This is a genomic window from Nocardia sp. NPDC003183 (assembly GCF_053590715.1).
Map to the genome: position 1 here is coordinate 491,748 of NZ_JBSFTG010000004.1, position 25,687 is coordinate 517,434.

Genomic DNA, 25,687 nt, shown 5'->3' on the forward strand with positions numbered 1-25,687 from the left:
GGGCGGTTTTCTTCGTTTTCGTCACGATCCGAGCCACAGGCGGTGACGAATCATGTGCGACAGATCACCGGGAGTTGTGCTCTGGGTCACTTTCCAGCAACATGTAGACCATTCGTCACCGATTTATACACAGTGAGCATGCGTCGAGGTTGAATCGTCCGTTTTGCCCTGGATTGGTTTCTCTCGACGTCCGATGAGGGATCCGACTGCGTAGCTCGGGATTTGCGCGTTCGGTCTGCGAGAAAGGTCTAGTCGAATGCGAACACTGCGCCGCAAGCGTAGGCCCGTGAAGACCGCAGCCCCTGGTTCGTGGGCTCGGCGCTGGGCCGCGGGCGTATCCATGGCTCTGCTCGTTCCGATCGCGACGGCCGTCACCGGAGGAATCGCCCCCGCCTCGGCCGGCTTCAACGGCAACGCCTTCGATTTCTGGGTCGATTCCGGGATGGGTCCGATCAAGTCGCGCGTGCTGCGCGCCGCCGACGGCAATACCAACCGTGTCGTCTACGTCCTCGACGGCATGCGCGCACCGGAGACGCTCAACGGCTGGGAGATCGAAACCGATATCCCCAACGCGCTCGCCGCGGCGAATATCAATGTGGTGATGCCCGTCGGCGGCATGTCGAGCTTCTACGCCGACTGGAACGCGCCGAGCGATTTCTTCGGTATCGCGGGCAACGGTGCGCCGTCGTCGGGTTCCGGCGCGGGCAACGCGCTGGCCGGTGGACCGGGCAAGAGCTACCGCTATCAGTGGGAATCGTTCCTCACCGGCGATCTGCGCAACGCGCTCGCCGACCGCCTCGGCTTCAACCGCTTCCGCAACGGCGTGTTCGGCCTGTCGATGGGCGGCTCGGCCGCGCTGACGCTGGCCGCCTACCACCCGGACCAATTCTCCTTCGCCGGTGCGTATTCGGGGTACCTGAACATCTCGGCCCCCGGCATGCGCGAGGCCATCCGGCTCGCGATGCTCGACGCGGGCGGCTACAACGTGGACTCCATGGCACCGCCGTGGGGCCCACAGTGGCTGCGGATGGACCCGTTCGTGTTCGCCCCCAACCTGGTGGGCAACAACACCCGGCTGTGGATAGCGGCCGGCTCAGGCTTGCCGACGAGTACCGACGGCCCGAACATGGGCACCGTCAACGGGATGGCGCTGGAAGCCTTGGCGCTGGCCAACACCAAGGCTTTCGAAGTCAGGATGGCGACGCTGGGCGCCCGTAACGTCACCTACTCTTTCCCGGCCTTCGGCATCCACGCCTGGAACAACTGGAATGACGAAGCACTGCGGATGATCCCGGATTTGTCGAACAACATCGGCTAGCCGATCTCCGGAAACGCCCGGCGCATAACTGCGCCGGGCGTTTCTTTTCTCCCGCTGACCCCTCGCCACGTCCGTCTACCAGGGTTGATCGGCCCAGCCCGACACGCCGCCCATACGGGCATTTCACAGCCGACTTCTGTTGGCCTTGCAGTTAATTCGTGCGTGGAATATCCTCCAGCGAGCGTAAGTGTGACCAGATCGTTGTTTCATCCGTCTGATCGACCGGGCTGTCGGGGCCGCGTCGAGGACGGCAGACGAGGCTGGCATGCCATAACAGCAGAAAGAGAGCGGAATTCACATGCGTTTCGGCAAGGCCGTCGCGCCGGCATCTCGTGGTTGGCGTAATCGAATTCTAGCTGTCGGCGCTGCAGCCCTTGTGCTGCCGATCGCCGCGGGAGCGGCCCCGACCGCGCTTGCCGCACCATCGGTGTCGGCACCCGTGTTGCGCGCACCGGCCGGTGGCTACGAAGAACTCATGGTGCCCTCGAAGATGGGCCCGGTGAAGGTCCAGGTGCAGTGGGCGCGCAACGGCGGCAACGCCGCGCTCTACCTGCTCGACGGCCTTCGCGCCCGTGACGACCGCAACGCCTGGTCGTTCGAGACCAACGCGATGCAGCAGTTCAGCAACGACAACGTCACCCTGGTGATGCCGGTCGGTGGCCAGTCCAGCTGGTACGCCGACTGGACCGCCGCCAGCAACACCAACGGCCAGAAGACCACCTACAAGTGGGAGACCTTCCTGACCGAAGAGCTCCCGGCCTTCCTCGAGGGCTACGGCGTGTCCCGCTCGAACAACGCGGTGCTCGGCCTGTCGATGTCGGGTCCGGCCGCGCTGCGCCTCGCCGCGCTGAACCGCGATCAGTTCAAGCACGCGTCCTCGCTCTCGGGCCCGCTGAACTGGGGTGCCCCCGGCATGCGTGAGGCCATCCGCGTGATGATGCTCGACGCGGGCCGTTTCAACGTCGACGCCATGGCCGCGCCGTGGAGCTCGGCGTGGCTGCGGATGGACCCGATGGTGTTCGCCCCCGAGCTGCGCGGCCTGCCGCTGTTCATCTCCTCGGCCAACGGCCTGCCCGCCCAGCACGACAAGCCGGCCGGCCTCGGCGGTGCCTACAACACCGCCAACGCGATGGGCATCGAGGCCATCTCGTTCGTGAGCACGCTCGCGTTCCAGCGTCGCCTCAACACCCTCGGCATCAACGCCGTCTACGACGTCGGTGCCGCCGGTACCCACTCGTGGAAGTACTGGGAAGACGAGCTGTGGAAGGCGCGTCCGCACATCCTGAATGCACTGGGCGCCTAGTAGTTTCCGCTCAGCAACAACTCGAAGACCGGCTCACCCCCAGGGTGAGCCGGTCTTTTTGCTGCGCACGCGGCTCGCGTGTCCTCCCCAGTTATCGCTCATTATTGCGGTACAACCGACGGTGATGCTGTGTCCCAATTCCGGGATGAGGAGGGTCGCGTGTGATGAAACATCGTGTCTCGGTTCATAGTGTTTCAGCGCCGATGCGGCGGATCCTCGGCATCGCGGCCATGGCGGCGGCGCTGCTCGCGCCAACTGTCGCCGTTCCGGCGCAGGCGCAACCCGCGGTGTCGGCGGTGCAGCGGGTGGACTGGCTCTCGGATCGGCGGGTGGCGCTGTGGGTGTACTCGGCCGCCATGAAGACCCCGATCCAGGTGCAGATGCTGTTGGCGCGGGACTGGAATGTGCGCCCCGACGCGAAGTTCCCGATGATGCTCATGCTCGACGGTCTGCGCGCGCAGGACGACGAGAACGGCTGGACCAAAGACGCCGACGCCGAGGGTTTCTACGCCGACAAGAACGTCAATGTGGTGCTGCCGGTGGGTGGTCAGTCGAGCTGGTACTCCGACTGGCTCGCGCCCGACAACGGCTTCACCTACAAGTGGGAGACCTTCCTGACCAAGGAACTCCCGCCGATCCTGGAACGTGACTGGCGAACCACGGATGTGCGTGGCGTACAAGGACTTTCGATGGGCGGCACGGCGGCGATGAACCTCGCGGGCCGCAATCCGGGGCTGATGAAATACGTGGCCTCGTACTCGGGCCTGCTCACCACGACGACACTCGGCATGCCGCAGGCGATCACCTTCGCCAACAAGGACGCGGGCGGTTTCGACGCGGGCGCGATGTGGGGCCCGCCCGGCAGCCCCGAATGGGAGGCGCACGACCCGTACCTGCTGGCCGACAAGCTCAAAGGCGTGAGCATGTACGTCTCCAGCGGCAGCGGCCTGGCCGGCTCGCACGATCAGCTCGGCGAAGTGCCGTTGATGAGCGAGAACTGGGCGGGCACCGGCCTGGAGATCCTCTCGCGCCTGTCGACCCAGAATTTCGTCGCCAAGCTGGAGAAGCTGGCGATCCCGGTGCAGGCGAACTACCGGCCCGCGGGCACCCATACCTGGCCGTACTGGGATTTCGAGATGCGTCAGTCGTGGTCGCAGGCCGCCGCGGCGCTCGGGACCGATCCCGGCGGCGCCACCTGCACGCTGGGCGGGGCCATCGCCGGGGTCGCGCAGGCGGCGAACTGGCTGGGTAACTGCCTCACCGCCGAATACCCGGCGGGCACCGGAATGGTGCAGGACTTCCCGAACGGCCGGGTGTTCCATTCCGCGGCGGCGGGCACGCACGCGGTGGGCGGGCGCATCGGCGGCACCTACGCCGGTATCGGCGGACCGGCCTCGCCGCTCGGCATGCCCACCGGCGACGAGCACGGCCTGCCCGACGGGCGTGGGCGCATGCAGACCTTCGAAGGCGGCTCGATCTACTGGACCCCGCAGACCGGCGCGCAGGTGATGCGCGGCGCGTTCCTCGAGGAGTGGGGCAAGCAGGGTTTCGAGGGCGGTCCCGCCGGTTACCCGGTGGCCGCCGAGGCGCGCACACCCAGCCGTGACGGCTCGGTACAGGCCTTCGAACACGGTCCGATGTTCTACAGCCCGGCCACCGGCGCACACCGGGTGCAGGGCTTCGTCCTGGACAAGTACAGCCAGCTCGGCTTCGAGAACAGCCCGCTCGGTTTCCCGGTCGCCGAGGAGGCGCCGCTGAAGGATCTCGGCCGATTCAGCCGGTTCGAGGGCGGCAACATCTATTGGAGCCCGCTCTCGGGCGCCTGGTCGGTGCGCAACGGCGCGCTCGCCGACGCCTGGGGCGCGCAGGGGTTCGAGAACGGCAGGCTCGGGTATCCGGTGAGCGACGAGTTCACCGTTCCCGGCGGAATCCAGCAGAACTTTCAGACCGGGTTCATCGTGGTGCGAGACGGCAAATCCGAAGTCCACGGGGTGTGATCTCGGGCTGAGAACTCTCTGAGCTTCGCCGCGCAGTGCCCGGCAGTGCCGATCCTCCGGCTAGCCTGGTCTGCGACCGCTTCCCTGACGAACGATCGAGGAAAGACATCTTCATGCATCGGATCCCTGGCACGGTAGCCGGATCGGTCGCGGCCCTGGCTGCCGTCGCCCTGTTGTCCGCCTGTGGCGGCAACGACTCGACCGCGTCGCAGACGCCCACCCTGTCCACCAGCGCGGCCGCGAAGTCGACGACGACGCCGCCCGTGGTCATCGAGCCGCCGGCCGAGGCCCCGTCGAGCACCGCGCCGGAGACCAGTGCGCCCGCCGAGGAGCCGACGCCCCTCCCGCAGACCAGCGCCGCCGCACCCGCGACCGGCAAGGACAAGGCGTTCCTGGACGAGCTGGCCAAGAACGGGATCACCCCGGGCGACCAGACGACCGCGATCACCACGGCGACCTACATCTGTTCCACCAAGGGCACCGGTGCCAGTGACGCCGACGTGGCCACCTTCGTCGCGGCGATGGCGGGCACCGACCCGTCCTTCGACGCCTCGAAGATGGACGTCAACAAGGCAGCACAGATCTACATCGCTGCCGCGAACTCCACCTACTGCTAGTGACGCCCCGACCGACGCGACGCACCCGCAGGTTCTGGCCTGCGGGGTGCTTGACCGTGCTGGCGCTGCTCGTGCTGGCGATCATCGTCATCGTGCTGCTCTGGTACCTGCTCGCGGGCCGGTTGAAGGAGCCGGGGCCGACGCCGCCCGGCCCGCCGCCGCCGACGTCGCAGTCGGCCGATTGCCCCGATGTGATGCTGCTCTCGATCCCGGGCACCTGGGAGTCGTCGAGCGCCGACGATCCGTACAACCCGCAGGCGAACCCGATCTCGTTGATGCTCAGCGTGTCCGGGCCACTGCGCGCGCAGTTCCCGGACAACCGGCTCGAGGTGTACACGGTTCCGTACGTGGCGCAGTTCTCGAACCCGATCGCGTTCCCGCCCGACGGTCAGGCTTCCTACAACAACAGCCGCACCGAAGGCACCGCGCGCGCTACCGACGTGCTGGCTCAGCGCCACAAGGAATGCCCGTTGACGAACTTCGTCATCGCGGGCTTCTCCCAGGGCGCGGTGATCGCCGGTGACGTGGCCGCCCAGATCGGCGCGGGCAACGGCCCGATCCCGGAGGCCAACGTGCTCGGCGTGACAGTGATCGCCGACGGCCGCCGCACCGCGACCGGCCCGGGGCAGCCCACCGAGATCGGTGATCCGCCGCCCGCCGGCGAGGGCGCCGAGGTGGCGCTCAAGGGCGTCAACGTGCCAGGCATCAGCATGACCGGTCCGCGGCCCGGCGGTTTCGGCACGCTGGCACCGAAGGTGAACTCCCTCTGCGCGCCCGGCGACATGATCTGCGACGCGCCGCGCCAGGCGCTCAATCCGGCCAACGCGCTGGGCAGTCTCGCGGCGCTGATCCGCTCGGCGGGCAACCCGGTGCACGCGCTGTACGCCTCGAACACGGTGGACGGCAACGGCACAACGGCCACTCAATGGACGGTGAATTGGGCCGCGGGGCTCATCGAGAACGCGCCACATCCGCCCCATTCCTGACGGAGTTGTCACAGTCACAGTGGGGGCGTGATTGCCATGGATCATGCCTCGCTGTGACATCCGCACGCCGGATCGCTCACACGCTGTAAAGTGCGCTGGGAATTGCGCCCGAGTACACACCAGCCAGGAGCGAAGAGTTCATGACCGAAGCTGCCGCACCCGTCGGTGAGTTGACCGCGCTGGGTACGCCGCTGCGTCCGTTCCGCTTCGGAGCGGCCGGAGAGGGCAACAAGCAGGAAGGTGGCGCGCGCAAGTTCGTTCAGACGGCGCAGGAAGCCGAAGAGATGGGTTACGACACCTTCTTCGTTCCTGATCACCTGGGCGATCAGATCGGCCCGATCGCCGCGCTGGGCGCACTCACGCAGGCCACCTCCAAGATCCGCCTCGGCACCTCGGTGCTGGCCAATGGTTTACGTCATCCGGTCGTGGTCGCCAAGGAGCTGGCCACCCTCGACGTCCTGTCCAAGGGGCGCCTCGAGGTCGGCGTCGGCGCGGGCTGGATCAAGGAAGAGTTCGACAACGCGGGCATCGCGTTCGAGCGTCCCGGCATCCGGCTGGAGAAGCTCGACGAGTCGCTGACCATCCTGGACACGCTGCTGCGCGGCCAGGAGTGCAATTTCGAGGGCAAGCACTACCAGGTGCGCGGCATCAAGGGCACGCCGCGCCCTCGGCAGGGCCCGCGCCCGCCGCTGTGTACCGGTGGCGGCGGTCCGAAGATGCTGGCGCTGGCGGCCAAGCACGCCGATATCGTCTCGGTCGTCCCGCAGACCACCAAGAACGGCAAGGGCCTGCTCTCGGGCATTACCCTCGAGAAGACGATCGAGAAGGTCAACATCGTCAAGGCCGCTGCCGGTGACCGGTTCGCCGATATCGAACTGAACTGGGCCATCACCGCCATCGTCATCACCGACGACCGGGAGAAGACCGCCGAGATGGCGCTGCGCGCGATCGAACGCGGCCTGCATCCCGACCTCGAAGTCGACGTCGAACTGACCGTCGAGGAAATCCTGAGCTCGCCGTACATCGCGATCGGCACGTTCGAGGAAATCGCCGAACAGGTCAAGCGTGTGCGCCAACTCACTTCGATGTCGTATGTGGGCATCTTCCCCACCCAGATGGACGCATTCGCGCCTGTCATTCCGCTGCTGCGGGAGGACTGAGCGGGGGCTCTCTGTAACATGACTCTGGTTTGAGAACATCTAGCCGATAGCGGTCACCGCGCAGACCGCTCGAAAATCCGCAGGTTGTCGACGCACGTTCGTGTGAGTTCGACGGCCGGTGGCGATATAGCGAGTCGAGGCCGCAGAGCTTGTCATCGCGTCCTCGCAAGGAGAAGAAGGAATGGAAGAGACTTTCGACGACTACCTGGACGCAACCGGGAATATCAACATTCCCGAGGGTCGGACCCTGGTCGATCACGTCGAGAAGCACACCCGTAACGATGCGAATACGCTCGCGTACCGCTACATCGACTATTCGCGGGAACGCGACGGCGAGGTGCACGAGCTGACCTGGCAGGAGTTCGGAGTACGGCTGCGCGCGGTGGCCGCTCGCCTGCAACAGGTGACCAACCCGGGCGACCGGGTCGCGATCCTCGCGCCGCAAGGCCTGGATTACGTGATCTCCTTCTTCGCGGCGATCTACGCCGGCACCATCTCGGTGCCGCTGTTCGATCCCGACGAGCCGGGTCACACCGACCGCCTGCACGCCGTCCTCGGTGACTGTGAGCCCTCGGCGATCCTCACCGCGACCTCCTCGGCCGCCGGTGTGCGCCAGTTCTTCCGCTCGCTGCCCGCCGCGCAGCGCCCGCGCATCATCGCCGTCGACGCGATCCCGGACACCCTCGGTGACTCCTGGGTGCGCCCCGACACCGCGATCGACGACATCGCCTACCTGCAGTACACCTCGGGTTCCACCCGGGTGCCCGCCGGTGTGGAGATCACCCACCGCGCGGTCGGCACCAACCTGCTGCAGATGATCAACTCGCTGAACATGAACGAGAACTCGCGCGGCGTCACCTGGCTCCCGCTGTTCCACGACATGGGCCTGCTCACGGTGATCCTGCCCGCGGTCGGCGGCAAGTTCATCACCATCATGTCGCCGAGTGCGTTCGTGCGTCGCCCCTCGCGCTGGATCAACGAGCTGGCCGCCGTCTCTGACGGTGCGGGCACGTTCGCGGCCGCGCCGAACTTCGCGTTCGAGCACGCCGCCGCGCGTGGTGTGCCCAAGGCGGGCGAGTCGCTGGACCTGTCGAACGTGATCGGCCTGATCAACGGGTCCGAGCCGGTGACCGTCTCCTCGATGAAGAAGTTCAACGAGGCGTTCGCGCCGTACGGTCTGCCCAAGACCGCGATCAAGCCCTGCTACGGCATGGCCGAGGCCACGCTGTTCGTCTCGGCCACCCGCGCCGAGGACGAGGCCAAGTACGTCTACGTCGACCGCAACGAGCTCAACGCGGGCCGCATGGTGCGCGTCGACCAGTCCGACGAGACCGCCATCGCGCAGGTGTCGTGTGGTTACGTCGGGCTGTCGCAGTGGGCCGCGATCATCGATCCCGAATCGGCGGACACCGCGCAGGGTCGCGAGCTGCCCGACGGTCAGGTCGGCGAGATCTGGCTGCACGGCAACAACATGGGCATCGGTTACTGGGGTCGCCCCGCCGAGTCCACCAAGGCGTTCCGCAACAAGGTCACCGAGCCCATCGAAGGTGGGCACACCGACGGCACCGATCCCGATGCCGACTGGATGCGCACCGGCGACTTCGGCGTGTACTTCGAGGGTGAGCTCTACATCACCGGTCGCGTGAAGGACCTGGTGATCGTCGACGGTCGCAACCACTACCCGCAGGACCTGGAGTACTCCGCACAGGAGGCCTCCAAGGCGCTGCGTCCTGGTTTCGTCGCGGCCTTCGCGGTGCCTGCCAACCAGCTGCCCGCCGAGGTCTTCGCCGCCGACAGCCATTCCGGCCTGAAGTTCGACGTCGACGACGCGTCCGAGCAGCTGGTGGTCGTGGCCGAACGTGGCCCCGGCGCCGGTAAGGCCGATCCCGGCCCGATCGCCGACGCGGTGCGTGCCGCGGTCTCGATGCGTCATGGTGTGACCGCTCGTGACATCCTGCTGGTCCCCGCGGGTTCCATCCCGCGGACCTCCAGCGGCAAGATCGCCCGGCGCGCCTGCAAGGCCGCCTACCTCGAGGGAACGCTGCGCGGTGGTTACACCCAGCAGGCTTTCCCCGATGCACCGGAAGAGTAATTGGCTCGACACGGAGACGACGCCCGGCGTGCCCTGTGCATGCCGGGCGTCGAGTTCCACGGCGCGCCCTGCACACAGACAGGTAGCTTGAGGACTGATGGCTGACAACGATGGCGCCCAGAATGAAGACCGTGCGATGACCTCCTCCGGTGACAACGACGGCACGCCCGAGACCCCCGCGACCGGCGGTGAGCTCTCGGTAGCCGAGCTGCGCGAATGGCTGCGCCGCTGGGTCGCCGATGCGACCGGGCAGTCGGTCGACGCGATCACTGTCGACCGGCCGATGGAGGAGTTCGGGCTCGCCTCGCGCGACGCTCTCGCCCTCGGTGGTGACATCGAGGACCTCACCGGTGTGGTGCTCACCCCGACGGTGGTCTACCAGCACCCGACGATCGCCTCGCTGGCCGAGGTCATCGTGCACGGTGAGCCGGAGCCGCCCGCCGAGGATTCCTCGGAGTACACGGCCGCGTTCGCGCCTTCCGAGGCGCACGACGTCGCGGTGGTCGGTCTGTCCACGCGTCTGCCGGGTGCGGGCACCACGCCCGAGTCGACCTGGGAGTTCATCATCGGTCGCGGTGACGCGATCCGTGAGCTGCCCGAGGGTCGCTGGTCGGAGTTCCTGACCGACCCATCGGTGGCCAAGTCCATCGATCAGGCCAACACCCTCGGCGGCTACCTGGACCAGGACGTCATCAAGGGCTTCGACGCCGAGTTCTTCGCGATGTCGCCGATCGAGGTCGAGCAGGTCGACCCGCAGCAGCGGTTGATGATGGAGCTCACCTGGGAGGCGCTCGAGCACGCGCGCATCCCGGCCAGCGACCTCAAGGGCGGTCAGGTCGGCGTGTTCGTCGGCTCGTCCACCAACGATTTCCAGATGATCGCCTCGCTCGGTCTCGGCGACACCGATCCCGATGCGCCCGCCTCATCGCGCGGATACGCGTTGCTCGGCGGCTCGACCGGCATCATCGCCAACCGTGTCTCCTACTTCTACGACTTCCGTGGCCCTTCGGTCACCGTCGACACCGCCTGCTCGTCGACCATCGTGGCGGTGCACCAGGCCGTGCGCGCGTTGCGCAGCGGTGAGGCCGAGGTGGCGCTCGCCGGTGGCGTGAACATGATCCTGGCCCCGGTCATCACCCTCGGTTTCGACCAGAACGGCGCCGTCGCCAAGGACGGGCACATCAAGGCGTTCTCCTCCGACGCCGACGGCATGGTTCGCTCCGAGGGCGCGGGCATGGTCGTGCTCAAGCGCCTGGCCGACGCCGAGCGGGACGGCGACAACATCCTGGGCGTCATCAAGGGTTCCGCGGTGAACTCCGACGGCCGCTCCAACGGTCTGTTCGCGCCCAACCCCGACGCGCAGGCCGATGTTCTGCGCGCCGCCTACCGCGATGCGGGCATCGTCCCCAACACCGTCGACTACATCGAGGCGCACGGCACCGGCACGCCGATCGGCGACCCGATCGAAGCCGAGGCGCTGGCCCGGGTGATCGGTCGCGGCCGTGACGCGGACAAGCCCGCCCTGCTCGGTTCGGCCAAGACCAACTTCGGCCACCTCGAGTCCGGCGCGGGCGTGCCCGCTCTCGCGAAGGTGCTGATGTCGTTCCAGCACAACGTGATTCCGCCGAACATCAACTACGCGGGCCCGAGCCCCTACATCCCGTTCGAGCAGGCCAACCTCAAGGTCGTCGACGAGGCCACCGAGTACCCGCGCTACAGCGGCGTCGCGACCGTCGGCATCTCCGGCTTCGGTTTCGGTGGCACCAACGCGCACGTGGTGCTCCAGGAGTACGTGCCCACGGCCCCGGTCGTCGAGGACGTCACCTCTGAGCAGGTCGCCGCCGAGGAGATCGAGGGCGAGGAGACCACCGATGTGGTCGCCGAGGCCGTCGCGATCACCGAGGCCGCGGTCGAGCCGGTGCCGCCGTTCGTCGAGTGGGACGGCGAGCGCGACGAGCCGCTGCCCGTGGTCCTTGCCGTTTCCGCCTACCTGCCGTCGCGTCGTAAGCGGGCCGCTGCCGAGCTGGCCGACTGGCTGGAAGGCGCGGGCGCCGATGTCGCGTTGACCGATGTCGCCCGCTCGCTGGCCAAGCGCAGCCACCAGCGTTCACGTGGCGTGGTGGTGGCCAAGACCCGCGAAGAGGCCGTCGCGGGCTTGCGCGCCATCGCCGAGGGCAAGCCGGGCGCCGGTGTGTTCACCGCCGATTCGCCCGCGTCCAACGGTCCGATCTGGGTGTTCTCCGGTTTCGGTTCCCAGCATCGCAAGATGGCCAAGCAGCTCTACGGCGAGAACGCGATCTTCCGCAAGACCGTCGACGAGGTCGACGAGCTCGTGCAGGACGAAGCGGGTTACTCGATCCGCGAAATGTTCCTCGACGACGAGCAGGACTACGACGTCGGCACCTGCCAGGTCGGCATCTTCACCATCCAGCTCGGCCTCGCCGCGTTGTTGCGCGCGCACGGCGCCGAACCGGCTGCGGTGGTCGGTCATTCGATGGGCGAGGTGGCCGGCTCCTACATCGCCGGTGGCCTGACGATCGAAGACGCGGTGCGCGTGATCTGCGCCCGCTCGCGCCTGATGGGCGAGGGCGAGCAGATGCTCACCGACGACGAAGTGCGCAATATGGCACTGGTCGAACTCAGCGCCCACGACGTGGCGCTGCTGCTGCCGAAGTACCCCGACGTGGAGTGCGCGGTGTACGCCGCGCCGACCAACACCGTCATCGGCGGTCCGCGTGAGCAGGTCGAGCAGATCGTCGCCGAGGTCGAGGCGATGGGCAAGTTCGCCCGCATCCTGCCGACCCGCGGCGCGGGCCACACCTCCCAGATGGACCCGCTGCTCGGCGAACTCGCCGCGGAACTGGCGGGCATCGAGCCGACCTCGCTGAAGACCGGTCTGTACTCCACCGTGCACGAGGGGCTGTACTTCAAGCCCGGTTCCGATCCGATCCACGACGAGCCCTACTGGGTGAAGAACCTGCGCCACAGCGTGTGGTTCACCAACGCGGTGAAGGCCGCCGTCGACTCCGGGCACACCACCTTCCTCGAACTGGCACCCAATTCCGTTGCGCTGATGCAGGTTCTGGGCACCACGTTCGCGGCGGGCGTGCACGACGCGCAGCTCATTCCCACGCTCAAGCGCAAGGAGGACGAGTCCGCCGGTGTGATCGGCGCGCTCGCCCAGCTCTACGTGCACGGCCATGCCGTGAACCTGAGTTCGCTGCTGCCCGAAGGTGATTACGCCGATGTGCCGCGAACCGCGTTCGTGCGCAAGGAGTACTGGCCCAAGGTCTCGATGACCTCGGGCGGCGGGAACACTCGCGTGCCCGGCGCGCACGTGGCCATGCCGGACGGCCGTCACGCCTGGGAGGTTCAGGCCACTTCGGTGAGCAACCTGGCCGCGCTGGTGAAAGCCGCTGCCGCCCAGGTTCTCTCCGATGTCGCGGTCTCGGTGTCCCATCCGCACGCTGCCCTGCCCACCGCGGGCACGCTCACCACCACGTTGACTCCGCACCTCGGTGGCGCGTCGGTCCAGGTGCACGCCAAGTCCGGCACCGGGTTCGTCCTGCTGTTCGACGCGGTCGTCACCTCCGGTGCGGCGCTGCCCGAACCGGTTGCCGCCGTCGCGATTCCGGCTGCCGTGCCAGAGCCCACCGCCGCCGAGATCGCCATCGCCACCGGCGACCGCTGGAGCGCCGACAGCGGCGAGACCATCGAGCAGCGGCTGTGCGTCATCGTCGCCGAATCCATGGGTTACGCCGTCGAGGACCTCCCGATGGAGATCCCGCTGATGGAGCTCGGCCTCGATTCGCTGATGGCCATGCGCATCAAGAACCGCGTCGAATACGAATTCGACATCCCGCAGCTGCAGATCTCCGCGGTGCGCGACGCCAGCCTCAACGAGGTGTCGAAGGTGCTGCGCTACGCGATCGAGCATCGCGACGAGGTCGCGGCGATGGCGGAGAAGCAGGCTGCCGCCAAGGCCGCCGGTGAAGATGTCGAGCTGGGTGTCGACGCCAACTTCGTCGAGGCGGCTCGGGCCGCGATCGCCGCGGGTGAGGATCCGCTGGCGGTGGCGAAGAAGGCCGAAGCCGAGCTGTCGTCGGAAGCTGCTGCTACCGAACCGGTTTCGGATGCCGCGCCGGCCGATGTCGCTGCTCCGGTCGCTGCCGCCGACGTAGCGACTGCGGGTGAATCGGCTTCGGAGCAGACTGCTGCCGAGCCGGTGGTTGCCGACATCGACTACTTCGCCGATGCCGCCGCCGGTGACGAGGACAACGTTCCGCCACGTGACGCGGCTGAGCGCCTGGCCTACGCCACCTGGGCGGTTGTCACCGGCACTTCGCCCGGTGGTGTCTACAACACCTTGCCGATCCTCGAGGAGGACGTCGCCGAGAAGATGGCGGCCCGCCTCACCGAGCGGGTCAAGGCCGAGGTCACCGTCGATGACGTGCTCGATTGCGAGTCGATCGAACAGCTCGCCGAAATCGTGCGCAATCTGCAGGACAGTGGCGCCGACGTCGACGGCTTCGTGCGTCCGCTGCGGGCGCGTGCCGAGGGCTCGGATGCCGTGCCGGTGTTCGTGTTCCATCCGTCGGGTGGCAACACCCTCGTGTACGAGCCGCTGCTGAAGCGCCTCGCCGCGGACACCCCGATGTACGGATTCGAGCGGGTAGAAGGCGATATCGAAGCACGCGCGCGCCAGTACCTGCCCGAATTGCGCAAGCTGCAGGGCAACGGCCCGTACGTGCTGTACGGCTGGTCGCTCGGTGCGGTGCTGTCCCTGCAGGTCGCTCAGCTCCTTCGCGAAGAAGGCGCCGACGTGCGCGTTGTCGGTCTGATCGACCTGGCTCTTCCGGTCGAGGGCGAGGACAACAGCCCCGAGGAGCGGGTGCGCCGTATCCAGCGCTACCAGCAGTTCGCCAAGACCACCTATGGGGTCGAGGGCGAATTGCCCGACGAGCAACTCCAGGAACTTGCCCAGGCCAACGACGAAGAGCAATACGACATCGTCGCCAGCCTGGTGAAGCTGACCGGTGCGAAAATCCCCGGTGGTGTGCTCGAACACCAGCGCACCTCGTGGATCGAGAGCCGTCATCTCGCGAAGGCGAAGCCGACTCGGTACGACGGTGACGCCGTGCTCTACCTGGCTGATCGCTACCACGACGGCATGATCCAGCTCGAGCCGCGTTTCGCGGACCGCAAGCCCAACGGTGGTTGGGACGAGTACATTCCGAACCTCGAAGTGGTCCGCATCCCCGGCGACCACCTGCAGATTGTCGACGAACCGCGGATCGGCCAGATCGGTGCCGACCTCGCCGCCAAACTGGCCGCGATTTCCGCTAAGGGAGAATAAGTAAGTGAGCACGACCGCCGAAAAGCTTGCCGATCTACACGAGCGGCTCGAGCTCGCCAAAGAGCCCGCTGGTGAGAAGGGCATCGCGAAGCGGGCGCACAAGGGCATTCCCAGTGCCCGCGACCGGATCAACCAGCTGCTCGATCCCGGCACCTTCGTCGAGATCGGTGCGCTGGTGCGCAAGCCCGGCGACCCGACCGCCCTCTACGGTGACGGCGTCGTCGTGGGCCACGGCAAGGTCGAGGGTCGCCCGGTGGCGGTGTTCTCCCATGATCAGACCGTGTACGGCGGTTCGGTCGGTGAGGCGTTCGGTCGCAAGCTGTGCGGTCTGATGCAGTACGCGTCGAAGGTCGGCATCCCGCTGGTCGGCATCAATGATTCCGGTGGCGCGCGCGTGCAGGAAGCGATCAGCTCGCTGGCCTGGTATGCCTGGATGGCGACCAATCTCGAGCCGCTGTCCGGCATGGTTCCGCTGGTGTCGGTGATCCTCGGTAACTGCGCCGGCGGCGCGGTGTACGAGCCGATCTGCACCGATGTGGTGGTTGCGACCGAGTCGGCGCACATGTTCGTCACCGGCCCGAAGATCATCAAAGAGGTCACCGGCGAGGACGTGAGCCTCGAGGAGCTCGGCGGTGCGCGCACGCAGGCCCAGTACGGCAACATCCACCACGTCGCCAAGGACGAGGAAGCGGCTTTCACCTGGGTGCGCGAGTACCTGGGTTACATGCCGAGCAGCTGCCAGGAACTGCCGCCGGTGGTGAACCCCGGTCTGGAGCCGGAGATCACCGATTCCGACCGCGAGCTGAACACGTTCATGCCGGATTCCGACAATGCCGGCTACGACATGTACGACATCCTGCTGCGCATCTTCGACGACGGTGAGTTCAAGGAGATCAGCGCCGACACCGGCCAGAACATCATCACCGGTTACGCCCGTATCGACGGCCGCACTGTCGGTGTCGTCGCCAACCAGCCGATGGCCGCGGCAGGCGCCCTCGACGCCCGCGCCTCCGACAAGGCCTCGCACTTCGTCCGCCTGTGCGACGCCTTCGAGATCCCGCTGATCTTCGTCGTCGACACCCCCGGCTTCCTGCCCGGCGTCGAACAGGAGAAGGTCGGCGTCATCAAGCGCGGCGGCCGCTTCCTGTTCTCCTATGTCGAGGCCTCGGTCCCCAAGATCACCCTGGTGGTCCGCAAGTCCTACGGCGGCGGCTACGCGGTGATGGGCTCCAAGCAGCTCGGCGCCGACATCAACCTCGCCTGGCCCACCGCCCGCATCGCCGTGATGGGCGCCGAGGGCGCCGTCAGCCTCCTGGGCGCCGCCCAGATCGCCGCCGCCCCCGAAGACCAGCGCGCCGCCATCCGCCAGAACCTGATCAACTTCTACAACGAAAACGTAGCCACCCCCTGGGTAGCCGCCGAACGAGGCTTCATCGACGCCATCATCGAACCGGCCACCACTCGCCTCGAACTCCGCCGGGCCCTGAAGCTGCTCCAGGACAAGAAGATCCAGCGCAACCCGCGCAAGCACCACGTCCTGCCGCTGTAACCAGAACCTCGAACGGGCCGCCCCGGGAAGTTCTCCGAGGCGGCCCGTTCGCGCAGTCCGGATCACATTTTCCCGAGGTCGATATCCGCGGGAAAGGGAGCCGAGGCATCGACCGCTCCTGTGAACGTGTCGCCGGTCCGGTATGACCCGGTCGCCGATCGAGAATGTAGCGGTCGGAGAACTCGCTGGACCAAGTCTGATCGCGTGCGACCCGTTACCGCCGGTAGTTCGGGTGCGGGTTGTACCCGGCGCCTGGTTGCGGTGCCTGCGATTGATTCTGAGGGTGCGGCGCGTAGGCGGGTGCGCCGTATCCGGGAGGTCCCTGCTGCCACTGGCCCTGGGCTTGCGGCGCGCCGTACGGAGCGGGTGCGCCCTGTGGCCAGTGGCCCTGCGCCTGTGGCAGCCCGTTGGGGGCGGGCGGCGGCCCGCCGACGGGCGGGTAGCCCTGGGGTGCGGTAGCGGCGCGGCGGGCCCGGCGCGACCGGAGATTGCTCCGCAGCCAGAACGCGGAGCCGATGCTCATCACGGCGCCGCCGCCGATCAGCATCCACCCGGTGCGTTTGTTCTGGGCTTCTTGCTCGCCGGCGTCACGCTCCACCGACGAGCCCTTACTGGTCGTCACGCAGGTCTGGCCCGCCGACATGGCCTTGCCGTCGCAGTCGGCACCACTGTTGAGTGTGACGATTCCGCCGAAGACGAGGAAGGCGCCGAACACTACGCCCAGCACCGAGTAAAGAAGGTCTTTCACGTATTCCCCCAAGAACTTTGATCAGTCGAGACACCGTACCCCGTGCCCCGCGACACCTTCACGATCGCATCGGCGACGACTCGACGGCCGTAATCGCATTCTGGGAGCCGATCGAAAAACGGGCCGCCACCGATGAATTCGGTGGCGGCCCGGCACGCTGCGTCGAAGAACTAGGCGACAGAAGCGGATTCGATGATGACGTCGTCGACGGGGACGTCCTGGTGGGGGCCCGCGCTGCCGGTGGTGACGGCGGCGATCTTGTCGACTACCTCGGTGCCGTCGGTGACCTTGCCGAAGACGGCGTAGCCCCAGCCCTGGCCCTGGGGGGCGGTGTGGTTGAGGAAGGCGTTGTCGGAGATGTTGATGAAGAACTGGGCGGTGGCCGAGTGCGGGTCGTTGGTGCGGGCCATCGCCACGGTGTACTTGTCGTTCTTCAGGCCGTTGGTGGCCTCGTTCTGGATCGGCGCCTGCGTCGGCTTCTGCTTCAGGCCGGGTTCGAAGCCGCCGCCCTGCACCATGAAACCGGGGATGACGCGGTGGAACACGGTGCCGGCGTAATGGCCCGAGTTCACGTAGTTCACGAAGTTGGCGACCGTGTTCGGCGCGGCCTGGTCGTCCAACTCGAGCACGATCGGTCCGTAATTGGTTTCGAGATTCACCTTGGTCATGGAGTCGAGTCTAGGGAAGTGCACTGCTGAGGCGTGCGACCCCTCACAAGTACCGAGGGACAGATAGCATGTCGAACCGTGCCAGACGCCGCAACAGCTGTTCTCTCCAAGCCTCCTGCCGAACCGGTGGCCTCCGCGAAGGACTTCCGGACCGCGCGATGGATCGCGATGGTCGCCGGGATTCTCGGCGCCCTGTTCGCGGTGGCTACGCCGTTTCTGCCGGTCACCCAGACGACCGCGCAACTGAACTGGCCGCAGAACGGTTCGCTCGGCAATGTGCAGGCGCCGCTGATGTCGCAGGTGCCGATCGATCTGAACGTGTCGATTCCCTGTAGCGCCGTGTCGACGCTGCCCGAGCAAGGCGGGATGCTGCTGGCGACCGCGCCCCCGCAGGGCGACCGGGCGGCCTTGGAGGCGCTGTTCGTGCGCGTCTCCGATACCGCGGTCGATGTGGTGGACCGCAATGCGGTCGTCGCGTCGGCGGACCGGTCGGCGATGGACGGGTGCTCGGCGATCCTGATCACGTCCGATCAGGACCGCACGACCGCGGAGTTCGTGGGACTGACCAAGCAGGTCGAGCGGCCGATCGCCGGTCAGCCCGGTGCGGTGGAAACCGTGCAGGTGCCCGTGCAAGGGCAACTCGCCGGTGACCTGCGGCCGCAGATCGTGGGCGTGTTCACCGATCTGAAGGGCGAGGTGCCGCAGGGTCTTTCGCTCACCTCGACGATCGACACCCGTTTCTCGTCGAGCCCGTCGCTGATCAAGCTGGTCGCGATCATCGCGGCCGTGCTGTGCACCCTGCTGGCACTGGCCGCGCTGGGCCGCCTCGACGGCAGTGACGGGCGTGGGCACCGCCGCTTCCTGCCGCGCAACTGGCTGAAGCCGACCTGGGCCGATGGTGCGGTGATCGGCACGCTGCTGGTCTGGCATTTCGTCGGCGCCAACACCTCCGACGACGGCTACATCCTGTCGATGGTGCGCGTGGCCCCCGACGCGGGCTATACGGCCAACTACTTCCGCTGGTACGGCGTCCCCGAGGCCCCGTTCGGCTGGTACTACTACGTCATCCAGGTTTTCGCGGAGATCTCCACGGCCAGCCCGTGGGTGCGCGTGCCCGCGCTGATCTGCGCGATCCTGTGCTGGATGGTGATCAGCCGCGAGGTGGTGCCGCGCCTGGGCAATGCCGTGAAGCGCTCGCAGGTGGCGCTGTGGACCGGTGGACTGGTGTTCCTGGCGTTCTGGCTGCCGTTCGACAACGGCCTGCGCTCGGAGCCCATCGTCGCCCTCGGCGCACTGCTCACCTGGGTGTCCATCGAACGCGCCATCGCCACCGGCCGTCTGCTGCCCGCGGGCATCGCGGTGCTGATCGCGGCGTTCACCCTCGCCGCCGCGCCGACCGGTTTGATGTGTGTGGCCGCGCTGCTGGCCGGTATCCGGCCGCTGGTGCGGATCATCGTGCGCCGTCATCGCCAGTTCGGCACGCTGCCGCTGCTGGCTCCGATCGCCTCGGCGGGCGTGCTCGTGCTCACCGTGGTCTACGGCGACCAGACCTTCGCCGGCATCCAGGAAGCCAACCGGGTCCGTCAGGCCACCGGCCCGAACCTGGCCTGGTACGAGGACTACCTGCGCTACTACTACATGTTCGTCGAGACCGTCGACGGCTCGCTGGCCCGCCGGTTCGCCTTCCTGGTGATGCTGCTGTGCCTGTTCACGACGCTGCTGGTGCTGCTGCGCCGCCGTCAGGTGCCGGGGATCGCGTCGGGTCCGACGTGGCGGCTGATGGGGATCGTCTTCGGCACGATCTTCTTCATGATGTTCAACCCCACCAAGTGGACCCACCACTTCGGCGCCTACGCGGGCATCGCGGGTGGGCTCGCGGCGGTGACGGCGGTGGCGGTGTCGCAGAGCGCGCTGCGCTCCCGCAAGAACCGGGCGATCTTCCTGGCCGGTTTGCTGTTCGTGCTGGCGCTGTCGTTCTCGGGCATCAACGGCTACTGGTACGTGTCCAGCTACGGGGTGCCGTGGTTCGACAAGACCATCTCGCTGCGCGGCGTCCACTCGAACACGGTGATGCTCGTCCTGTTCGGCGTGGCCTTGGCCCTGGTCGGCTGGTATGCGCTGCGCGAGGACTATGTGAAGCCGGTGCCGTCGGTGAAAACCAAGCGCGGCAACAGGATCCGCAAGTTCGCGGCTATTCCGCTGACCATCGTGGTCGGCCTGATGGTGCTGTTCGAAGTGCTCTCGCTGGTCAAGGGCGCGACGCAGCAGTATCCCGGCTACTCGCTCGGCCGCTCCAACATCGACGCGCTGAGCGACAACTCGTGTGGCTTGGCCAATGACGTGCTGGTCGAATCCGACCCGAACGGCGGCAGGCTCGACCCCATCGTCGACCCGGCCCGTCCGTTCACCGACCCCAACGATCCCCTCGCGGGCACCGGCTCGGTCGGGTTCACGCCCAACGGCGTGCCGGGCGATCTGTCGGCCGACGCGGTCGAGGTGAAGCCGGGCACCGGCAACACCAGCAACCAGTCGGTCGGCGCGGCCTTCGCCGAAGGCGAGAGCGCGGGCACCGGCGGTGGTGAGGGCGCACTCGGCGTCAACGGTTCCACCGTGGCGCTGCCGTTCGGCCTCGACCCCGCGCAGACCCCGATTCTCGGCTCCTACCAGGAGGGCATGCAGCAGCCCGCCCACCTGGAATCGGCCTGGTACGGCCTGCCCGCCCGCTCGGACGACTCGCCGCTGGTCGTGATCAGCGCGGCCGGTCGCATCGCCTCCAAGGACGACTCCGGCTCCGACAAGTACGGTCAGGCGCTGTTCGTCGAATACGGCACCCGCAACCCCGACGGCAGCGTCACCACGCTCGGCGCCTACCAGCCGCGCGATATCGGTCCCGCGCCGTCGTGGCGCAACCTGCGCGTGCCGCTGGCCGACCTTCCGGCCGAGGTGAACGCGGTGCGCGTGATGGTGAACGACCCGATCCTGATCGGTGACCAGTGGCTGGCGTTCACCCCGCCGCGGGTGCCCGAGTTGCAGACTCTGGACACGTTCATCGGCCGTGACCAGCCGGTACTGCTGGACTGGGCCGTCGGCCTGCAGTTCCCGTGCCAGCGTCCGTTCGCGCACAAGAACGGCGTGGCCGAGGTGCCGAACTACCGGATCCTGCCGGACCGCCCGCTGGCGATCTCGTCGACCGACACCTGGCAGGCGCAGGAGTTCGGTGGTCCGCTCGGCATGACGCAGATGCTGGCGGCCCGGGTCACTATCCCGACCTACCTGAAGGACGACTGGGCCCGCGACTGGGGCTCGCTGGAACGCTACGACCAGTACGCGCAGGCCACGCCCGCGCAGCTCGAGACCGGCACGGCGGCGCGCAACGGGCTGTGGAGCCCGGGACCGCTGCGGGTGTTCTGACCTCGGCCGGACAGTAAAAGGCGCGGATCACGTATGTGGTCCGCGCCTTTTCGGTTGGATGGGGGACAGGAGTCAGACGTTGAGCATGCGACGGTTCAGGTCGCGGCGTAATACCTCTTGTGAAGGCAGTCTTTCCAGTACCCGCATTACGGCCGGTCGTAGTTCTTGCTTCTCGTCGTTGCTGAGCAACTCGACGAGATCTCGTAGATCCATGTCATCGAAGGCTCCTGTCATACCCACCAGGGTACGTGCTCAAACGTGCAGGCACAGGACCTTTAGGCTGTCATTTACAGGTGTTTCATCAAACCGAAACCCTAACGGACACTGAGGGTTTCGTAAGTGACATGGGCAAGTGCCCGGTCACTGCCCTTGCGCTGCCATAGTCTCTACGCCGTTCTACTGCGCCCGAATTGCCGGTTCTTTCGCTCGTCCTGTCTGATCGATCACAGTCACCCCGATCTTCGCGGGCGGTGCCGGCTGATAGGGCGTGAACCGCTCGAGCGAGCCCCAGTCCCGGCCGAGATCGTGGTCGAGATAGGTGGGCACAGTCTCGGCCTTCAGGAGCAGATTTGTCCACCCGAGCGGGCCGCCGCCGATGTCGTCCTGCCAGGCGTTGGACGCGTCCGAACCGACCCGGTCGGGCAGAATCCGCCACTGCGGAGCCTCCGCGACGCCGTCGTGATGCTCGAACGGGCGCTGGCAGGGGAACGCGAGGCCGACGTGCCAGTCGAGCAGCACCGGCGCGGTCCGGCCGACCACCGAGTCCAGGGTGGCCAGTTTCGGCAGCCGCGGCGGCGTCACCGCGAGCCACTGCTTGCCGGTGATGTCGTTGTCGGCGGCGACCAGGCGCACCGCGTTCACGCCTGCGGGCAGCTGATCGATCGGCACACGCAGGTTGCGCCACGACGGGGCCGGGCCGATGTCCATCGGCGCGACCGAGCCCGTCACCTCGACGGAACCGTCGGCGGCGCGGGTGCCGTACTCCAGACGCAACTCCTGGCCGTAGTGCACGACGCCGTCGGTGTCGACGTAGCGGATCCGCCCGGCCGCGGTGACCACGAGGGCCTGATACGCGGGATCGTCGCGCACGCTGTCGCCGAGGTCGACGCGATACCACTGTGAGGTCAGCTTCGCCTGCTGCTGCACGCCGTCCTGGAAGGAGCCGAGGACCGGAGTGCGGGCGGGGTCGAGGCCGAACGGCAGGGCGACGGTGCTGCCGTTGATGCCGGGTTCGGCGCTGGTGCCGCCGCCGGTGCCCGCGCCGGTGGTCTTGGTGGTCTTGTTGGCGGAATCGGTGTCGACCGAGTTGGCGCCGCCGACCACGGTCTCGTCGGCATCGGCGGTGAGGTCGTCGGCCACGCCGTCCGGGGTGAAGCCGGTGGATTCGGCGTTCAGTCCGTCGGCGGGGGCGCCGGTATAGGGGGTGAGCAGGGAATCGGCCGTATTCGATTCCACCAGAACGTCATTGGCCAGGCCGCACGTATTGCCTTGCAGCGAATTGAGATTCGACTTCGCGATGGAGTACGCGGGGTACTGGGTGATGGCGCCCTTGGCCATCGACGCCACCTCGAACAGCACGAGCAGGGCCGCCGCGATGGTGAGCGGCATGGTCGCGAAGCGGTCGAAACGCCCGGTGTCGCTCGGTGTCCGGTACGGGGCGCGCAGGTGGAAGTACAGGGCGACCAGCAGCGCGAGGATGCTGAGACCGAGGAACAGCGTCGAAACGCCCTTGCCCGCCACCATCGGCGCCTTGTCCCAGAACGGCACGCCGTAACTGGAGACATACCACCAGCCGTTGGAGCCGGTGAAAGTCATCGCGAGCAGGAACAATACCGCCGCGGTGAACAGCGCTCGATTGCGTGGAGCCTTGATTCCGTTGGTGCCCACCGCAACCGCCGCCAGTGCCGCCAGCGAACCCGCCAGGCCCGCGTAGACGCCGAAGTGGTGGGTCCACTTGGTGGGCGTCCACATCATCAGCAGGAGCGCGGCGAAGACGATGCCGAGGATGCGCACCGACGGGCCGCGCGAGGTGCCGGGGATGCGGCCCTTGCGCAGCACCTGCAGGATGCAGACGAGCAGGCACAGCAGCAGCACCAGGACGCCGAACCGGCGGGCGAGCGAGCCGTCGGGCGACAGCATGAACAGCGAGTCCCAGCGGGTGCGTTCGTCGAACCAGGCGACGTTCGGTCCGACGAGGGTGCGGACTCGGGTGGCCTCCATGACGGTGGCCAGTGTCTGGTCGGCGAAAACGATGATGAGCACCAGCGTGCCCGCCGCGATGCCGGGGGCCAGCAGCGCGGCGTAACGGAAGATCTTGGCGCCCAGCGAGAGCCGATCCGCCTTGTCCGGGCTTGCCGAGCTGTTCGTGCGAGCCGGGCTGGTGGCGTCCGTCTTCGCCGTACTGCGGGCGACGGGCGACGGTTGGTCGTCGGCGGCGTCGAACTCGCTGTCGGCGGCGATCCGACGCGGGCGCAGACCCTGCGCGCGTTTGATGATGACCTGCATGACCGGCCGGGTACCGGCGATCAGGGCGGCGATGCAGATCAGGCCGGTCGGGCCCGCCGCCAGCGAGAACGCGGCGACGAGGATCGCCAAGGCGGCAGGCAGCAGTCGCGCGGTGGCGATGGCGCGTTCGATGAGGCACCAGGTGAGCAGCGCGCCCGCCGCGATCAGCGGTTCGGGGCGAAGGCCGTTGTCGTACGGGAGCCAGAAGGCGAGGAACACCAGGCCCGCCGTCCACAGCGCCACCTTGTCGCGGCGCACACGAGCACCGAGACGGGGCAGCACTTCCCGGCTGATCACCGCCCAGCAGACCAATCCGGCGGCGAGCGCGGGCAGGCGCATCCAGGGACTGGCGTCGGAGATCTTCGTCATCCAGGCGAGCAGTTCGTAGGACCAGCCGAACGGCGCCTCCGGCACCCCGAACCAGCGGTAGTAGTTCGCCATGTAGCCCGACGGGCCCGACGCGCGCGCCATATTGAGGATGTAGCCGTCGTCGGAGGTGTTCGCGCCGATCACATGCCAGCCGAGCAGCGTCACGACCACCACCACGTCGGTCGGGGTGATCCGCCACCAGTGCCGGGGCAGGAAGCGGCGGGCGCGGCGGCCGTCGGTGGTGTCGAGCAAGTGCAACGCGATCAGCGCGAGCAGGGTGAACACACCGGCGCCGATCATCGTCGCCAGTTTCAGCGTCGTCGGCGTCGAGGTGAAGCGGGAGTCGATATCGGCGTGCAGCCGGGCGCCGGTGAGAGCGGCCGAGTCGAGGTCGGTGTAGACGCCGACGATCTGCGGGCGCTTGTCCACGGTGACGGTGTTGCGGAACGGCGTCCCGTCCTGGCGTGCCGCCCCGACGAACTCCACGGTCGTGGCCTCGATGGTCGAGACGATGCTGATCCGCTCACACCCGGCGATCTCGGCGATCGGCGCCGACAGCATCGGCACATCGCGCGCCTGTACCCCCAGCACGCCGTCACGCACGGTGACGCTCAGTCCGCGGTCGGCCTTGCCCGAGGCGACCGGAATCGTCGTGAGCAGGGTGGTCGCGGTGGGGTTCTCCGCCCCGGGACCCGGCAATCCGCTCAGCATCGTGCACGGCAGCTGGGCGTCGAGCCGCTGCGGCACATACGACACCAGCGGTGCCTCGACGCTGGTCGCGCCCGCTTGCGGCCAGTCCAGGCTCGCGCGGTCCTGGCGCACCGGTAACAGCGGTGTGAGCAGGGCAAGCACGAACCCGAGCAGCCCACAGACGAGGGCGATCAGGCGGTATCGGGTGAACGCTCGTTCAGATCGGTCCGGTCGCACGGGGTCTGATGCTAGCCATCGAACCTGTGCGCGGGTCGGCGCCGCTCCTAACGGGCCGCCGCAGCGACGGCGCAGGTACGTCTCAACCCGTGCGGCGGTCGGCCCAGTCGAGCTGGGATCGGGCCCAGTCGGGGATCTCGGTGTCGGAGCGCGGGAAGGCGGCGAATTCGGCGCGCAGGTCGTCGGCGGTGACCTCGGGCATCCAGTCGGCGACCGAGCCGGTGGAGTAGTTGGTCTTGTACCGGGTGGGACCGGCGATGAAGATCTCGGCGCTGAGCCAGGCCCCGATGTTCGGGTCGTAGGACATGCGCTTGTGATCGGTGAGGTATTCGAGCACCTCGGTGGGCGGCATCAGGTTGGTGACCGTTCCGTCGCGCTCTTTGATCTGCACGCCGGCGACGGTTTGCTCGCCGACCTGCAGTGACCACAGCAGGGCGAATTTCTGGCCGGGTGCGAGCATGGCGATGGTGGCGTCGATGACGACCCGCTCGATCGCGGCGAGCGAGTCGAGTTGCTCGCGCGGTTCCGGTTCACGGCCGATTCGTTGCGGCCGGGACAACAAAAGATCGATCCGCTCCGGTCGGTTGAGCGTCATAGCTATACCTCTGCATCCGTACCGATCAGCGCTACCAAAACCTGATTTCGGTCGGCCGAACTTCCAACATTTCGCAGCGTACTCGC

Annotated in this window: 15 protein-coding genes; 10 read left to right on the forward strand and 5 right to left on the reverse strand. The window is 67.4% G+C overall.

The window, feature by feature from the left end; all coding sequences use genetic code 11:
* Positions 1 to 256 precede the first annotated feature (256 nt).
* From ACWDXS_RS18165 to ACWDXS_RS18205, 9 genes are all read left to right on the forward strand, one after another.
* Entirely contained in the window at positions 257 to 1,318 is a 1,062-nt protein-coding gene (locus ACWDXS_RS18165) for an alpha/beta hydrolase (RefSeq protein ID WP_378989494.1), read from the forward strand.
* Positions 1,319 to 1,616: 298 nt separating this feature from the next.
* Positions 1,617 to 2,621, forward strand: a complete 1,005-nt coding sequence (locus ACWDXS_RS18170) for an alpha/beta hydrolase (RefSeq protein ID WP_378989495.1) — start codon at positions 1,617 to 1,619, stop codon at positions 2,619 to 2,621.
* Between the two features lie 203 nt (positions 2,622 to 2,824).
* Complete coding sequence (locus tag ACWDXS_RS18175; RefSeq protein WP_378989497.1) at positions 2,825 to 4,618, forward strand: alpha/beta hydrolase-fold protein; 1,794 nt, start codon at positions 2,825 to 2,827, stop codon at positions 4,616 to 4,618.
* Between the two features lie 113 nt (positions 4,619 to 4,731).
* Positions 4,732 to 5,235: a DUF732 domain-containing protein gene (locus tag ACWDXS_RS18180; protein ID WP_378989498.1), complete on the forward strand. Its 504-nt coding sequence runs from the start codon at positions 4,732 to 4,734 to the stop codon at positions 5,233 to 5,235.
* A complete protein-coding gene (locus ACWDXS_RS18185; protein ID WP_378989553.1) occupies positions 5,229 to 6,221 on the forward strand; it encodes a cutinase family protein in 993 nt (330 codons plus the stop codon). Before ACWDXS_RS18180 ends, ACWDXS_RS18185 begins: the two co-directional genes overlap by 7 nt.
* 140 nt (positions 6,222 to 6,361) lie before the next feature.
* Positions 6,362 to 7,381, forward strand: a complete 1,020-nt coding sequence (locus ACWDXS_RS18190; RefSeq protein ID WP_378638012.1) for an LLM class F420-dependent oxidoreductase — start codon at positions 6,362 to 6,364, stop codon at positions 7,379 to 7,381.
* Positions 7,382 to 7,562: 181 nt separating this feature from the next.
* A complete protein-coding gene (gene fadD32, locus ACWDXS_RS18195) occupies positions 7,563 to 9,473 on the forward strand; it encodes a long-chain-fatty-acid--AMP ligase FadD32 (protein WP_378989499.1) in 1,911 nt (636 codons plus the stop codon).
* A 97-nt stretch (positions 9,474 to 9,570) separates the two neighbouring features.
* Positions 9,571 to 14,829, forward strand: a complete 5,259-nt coding sequence (gene pks13, locus ACWDXS_RS18200; RefSeq protein ID WP_449966952.1) for a polyketide synthase Pks13 — start codon at positions 9,571 to 9,573, stop codon at positions 14,827 to 14,829.
* A gap of 4 nt (positions 14,830 to 14,833) precedes the next feature.
* On the forward strand, positions 14,834 to 16,378 hold the full coding sequence (locus tag ACWDXS_RS18205; protein ID WP_378638019.1) for an acyl-CoA carboxylase subunit beta: 1,545 nt from the start codon (positions 14,834 to 14,836) through the stop codon (positions 16,376 to 16,378).
* Positions 16,379 to 16,592: 214 nt separating this feature from the next.
* Here ACWDXS_RS18205 and ACWDXS_RS18210 read toward each other — a convergent pair whose 3' ends face one another.
* Both ACWDXS_RS18210 and ACWDXS_RS18215 read right to left on the reverse strand, forming a co-directional pair.
* Positions 16,593 to 17,126: a hypothetical protein gene (locus ACWDXS_RS18210; RefSeq protein ID WP_378989501.1), complete on the reverse strand. Its 534-nt coding sequence runs from the start codon at positions 17,124 to 17,126 to the stop codon at positions 16,593 to 16,595.
* A 170-nt stretch (positions 17,127 to 17,296) separates the two neighbouring features.
* Complete coding sequence (locus ACWDXS_RS18215; RefSeq protein ID WP_378638030.1) at positions 17,297 to 17,794, reverse strand: peptidylprolyl isomerase; 498 nt, start codon at positions 17,792 to 17,794, stop codon at positions 17,297 to 17,299.
* 78 nt (positions 17,795 to 17,872) lie between these two features.
* On the opposite strand from ACWDXS_RS18215, the gene ACWDXS_RS18220 reads away from it, so the two are divergent.
* Positions 17,873 to 21,205 carry an arabinosyltransferase domain-containing protein gene (locus ACWDXS_RS18220; RefSeq protein WP_449966957.1) on the forward strand — a complete coding sequence of 1,111 codons (3,333 nt, stop codon included), beginning with the start codon at positions 17,873 to 17,875 and terminating at the stop codon, positions 21,203 to 21,205.
* A 72-nt stretch (positions 21,206 to 21,277) separates the two neighbouring features.
* Here ACWDXS_RS18220 and ACWDXS_RS18225 read toward each other — a convergent pair whose 3' ends face one another.
* The 3 genes from ACWDXS_RS18225 to ACWDXS_RS18235 form a co-directional block, all read right to left on the reverse strand.
* Positions 21,278 to 21,439, reverse strand: a complete 162-nt coding sequence (locus ACWDXS_RS18225; RefSeq protein WP_156677619.1) for a hypothetical protein — start codon at positions 21,437 to 21,439, stop codon at positions 21,278 to 21,280.
* A gap of 162 nt (positions 21,440 to 21,601) precedes the next feature.
* Entirely contained in the window at positions 21,602 to 25,006 is a 3,405-nt protein-coding gene (locus ACWDXS_RS18230; protein ID WP_449966961.1) for an arabinosyltransferase domain-containing protein, read from the reverse strand.
* An 82-nt stretch (positions 25,007 to 25,088) separates the two neighbouring features.
* On the reverse strand, positions 25,089 to 25,601 hold the full coding sequence (locus ACWDXS_RS18235) for a hypothetical protein (protein WP_449966964.1): 513 nt from the start codon (positions 25,599 to 25,601) through the stop codon (positions 25,089 to 25,091).
* Between the last annotated feature and the right edge of the window lie 86 nt (positions 25,602 to 25,687).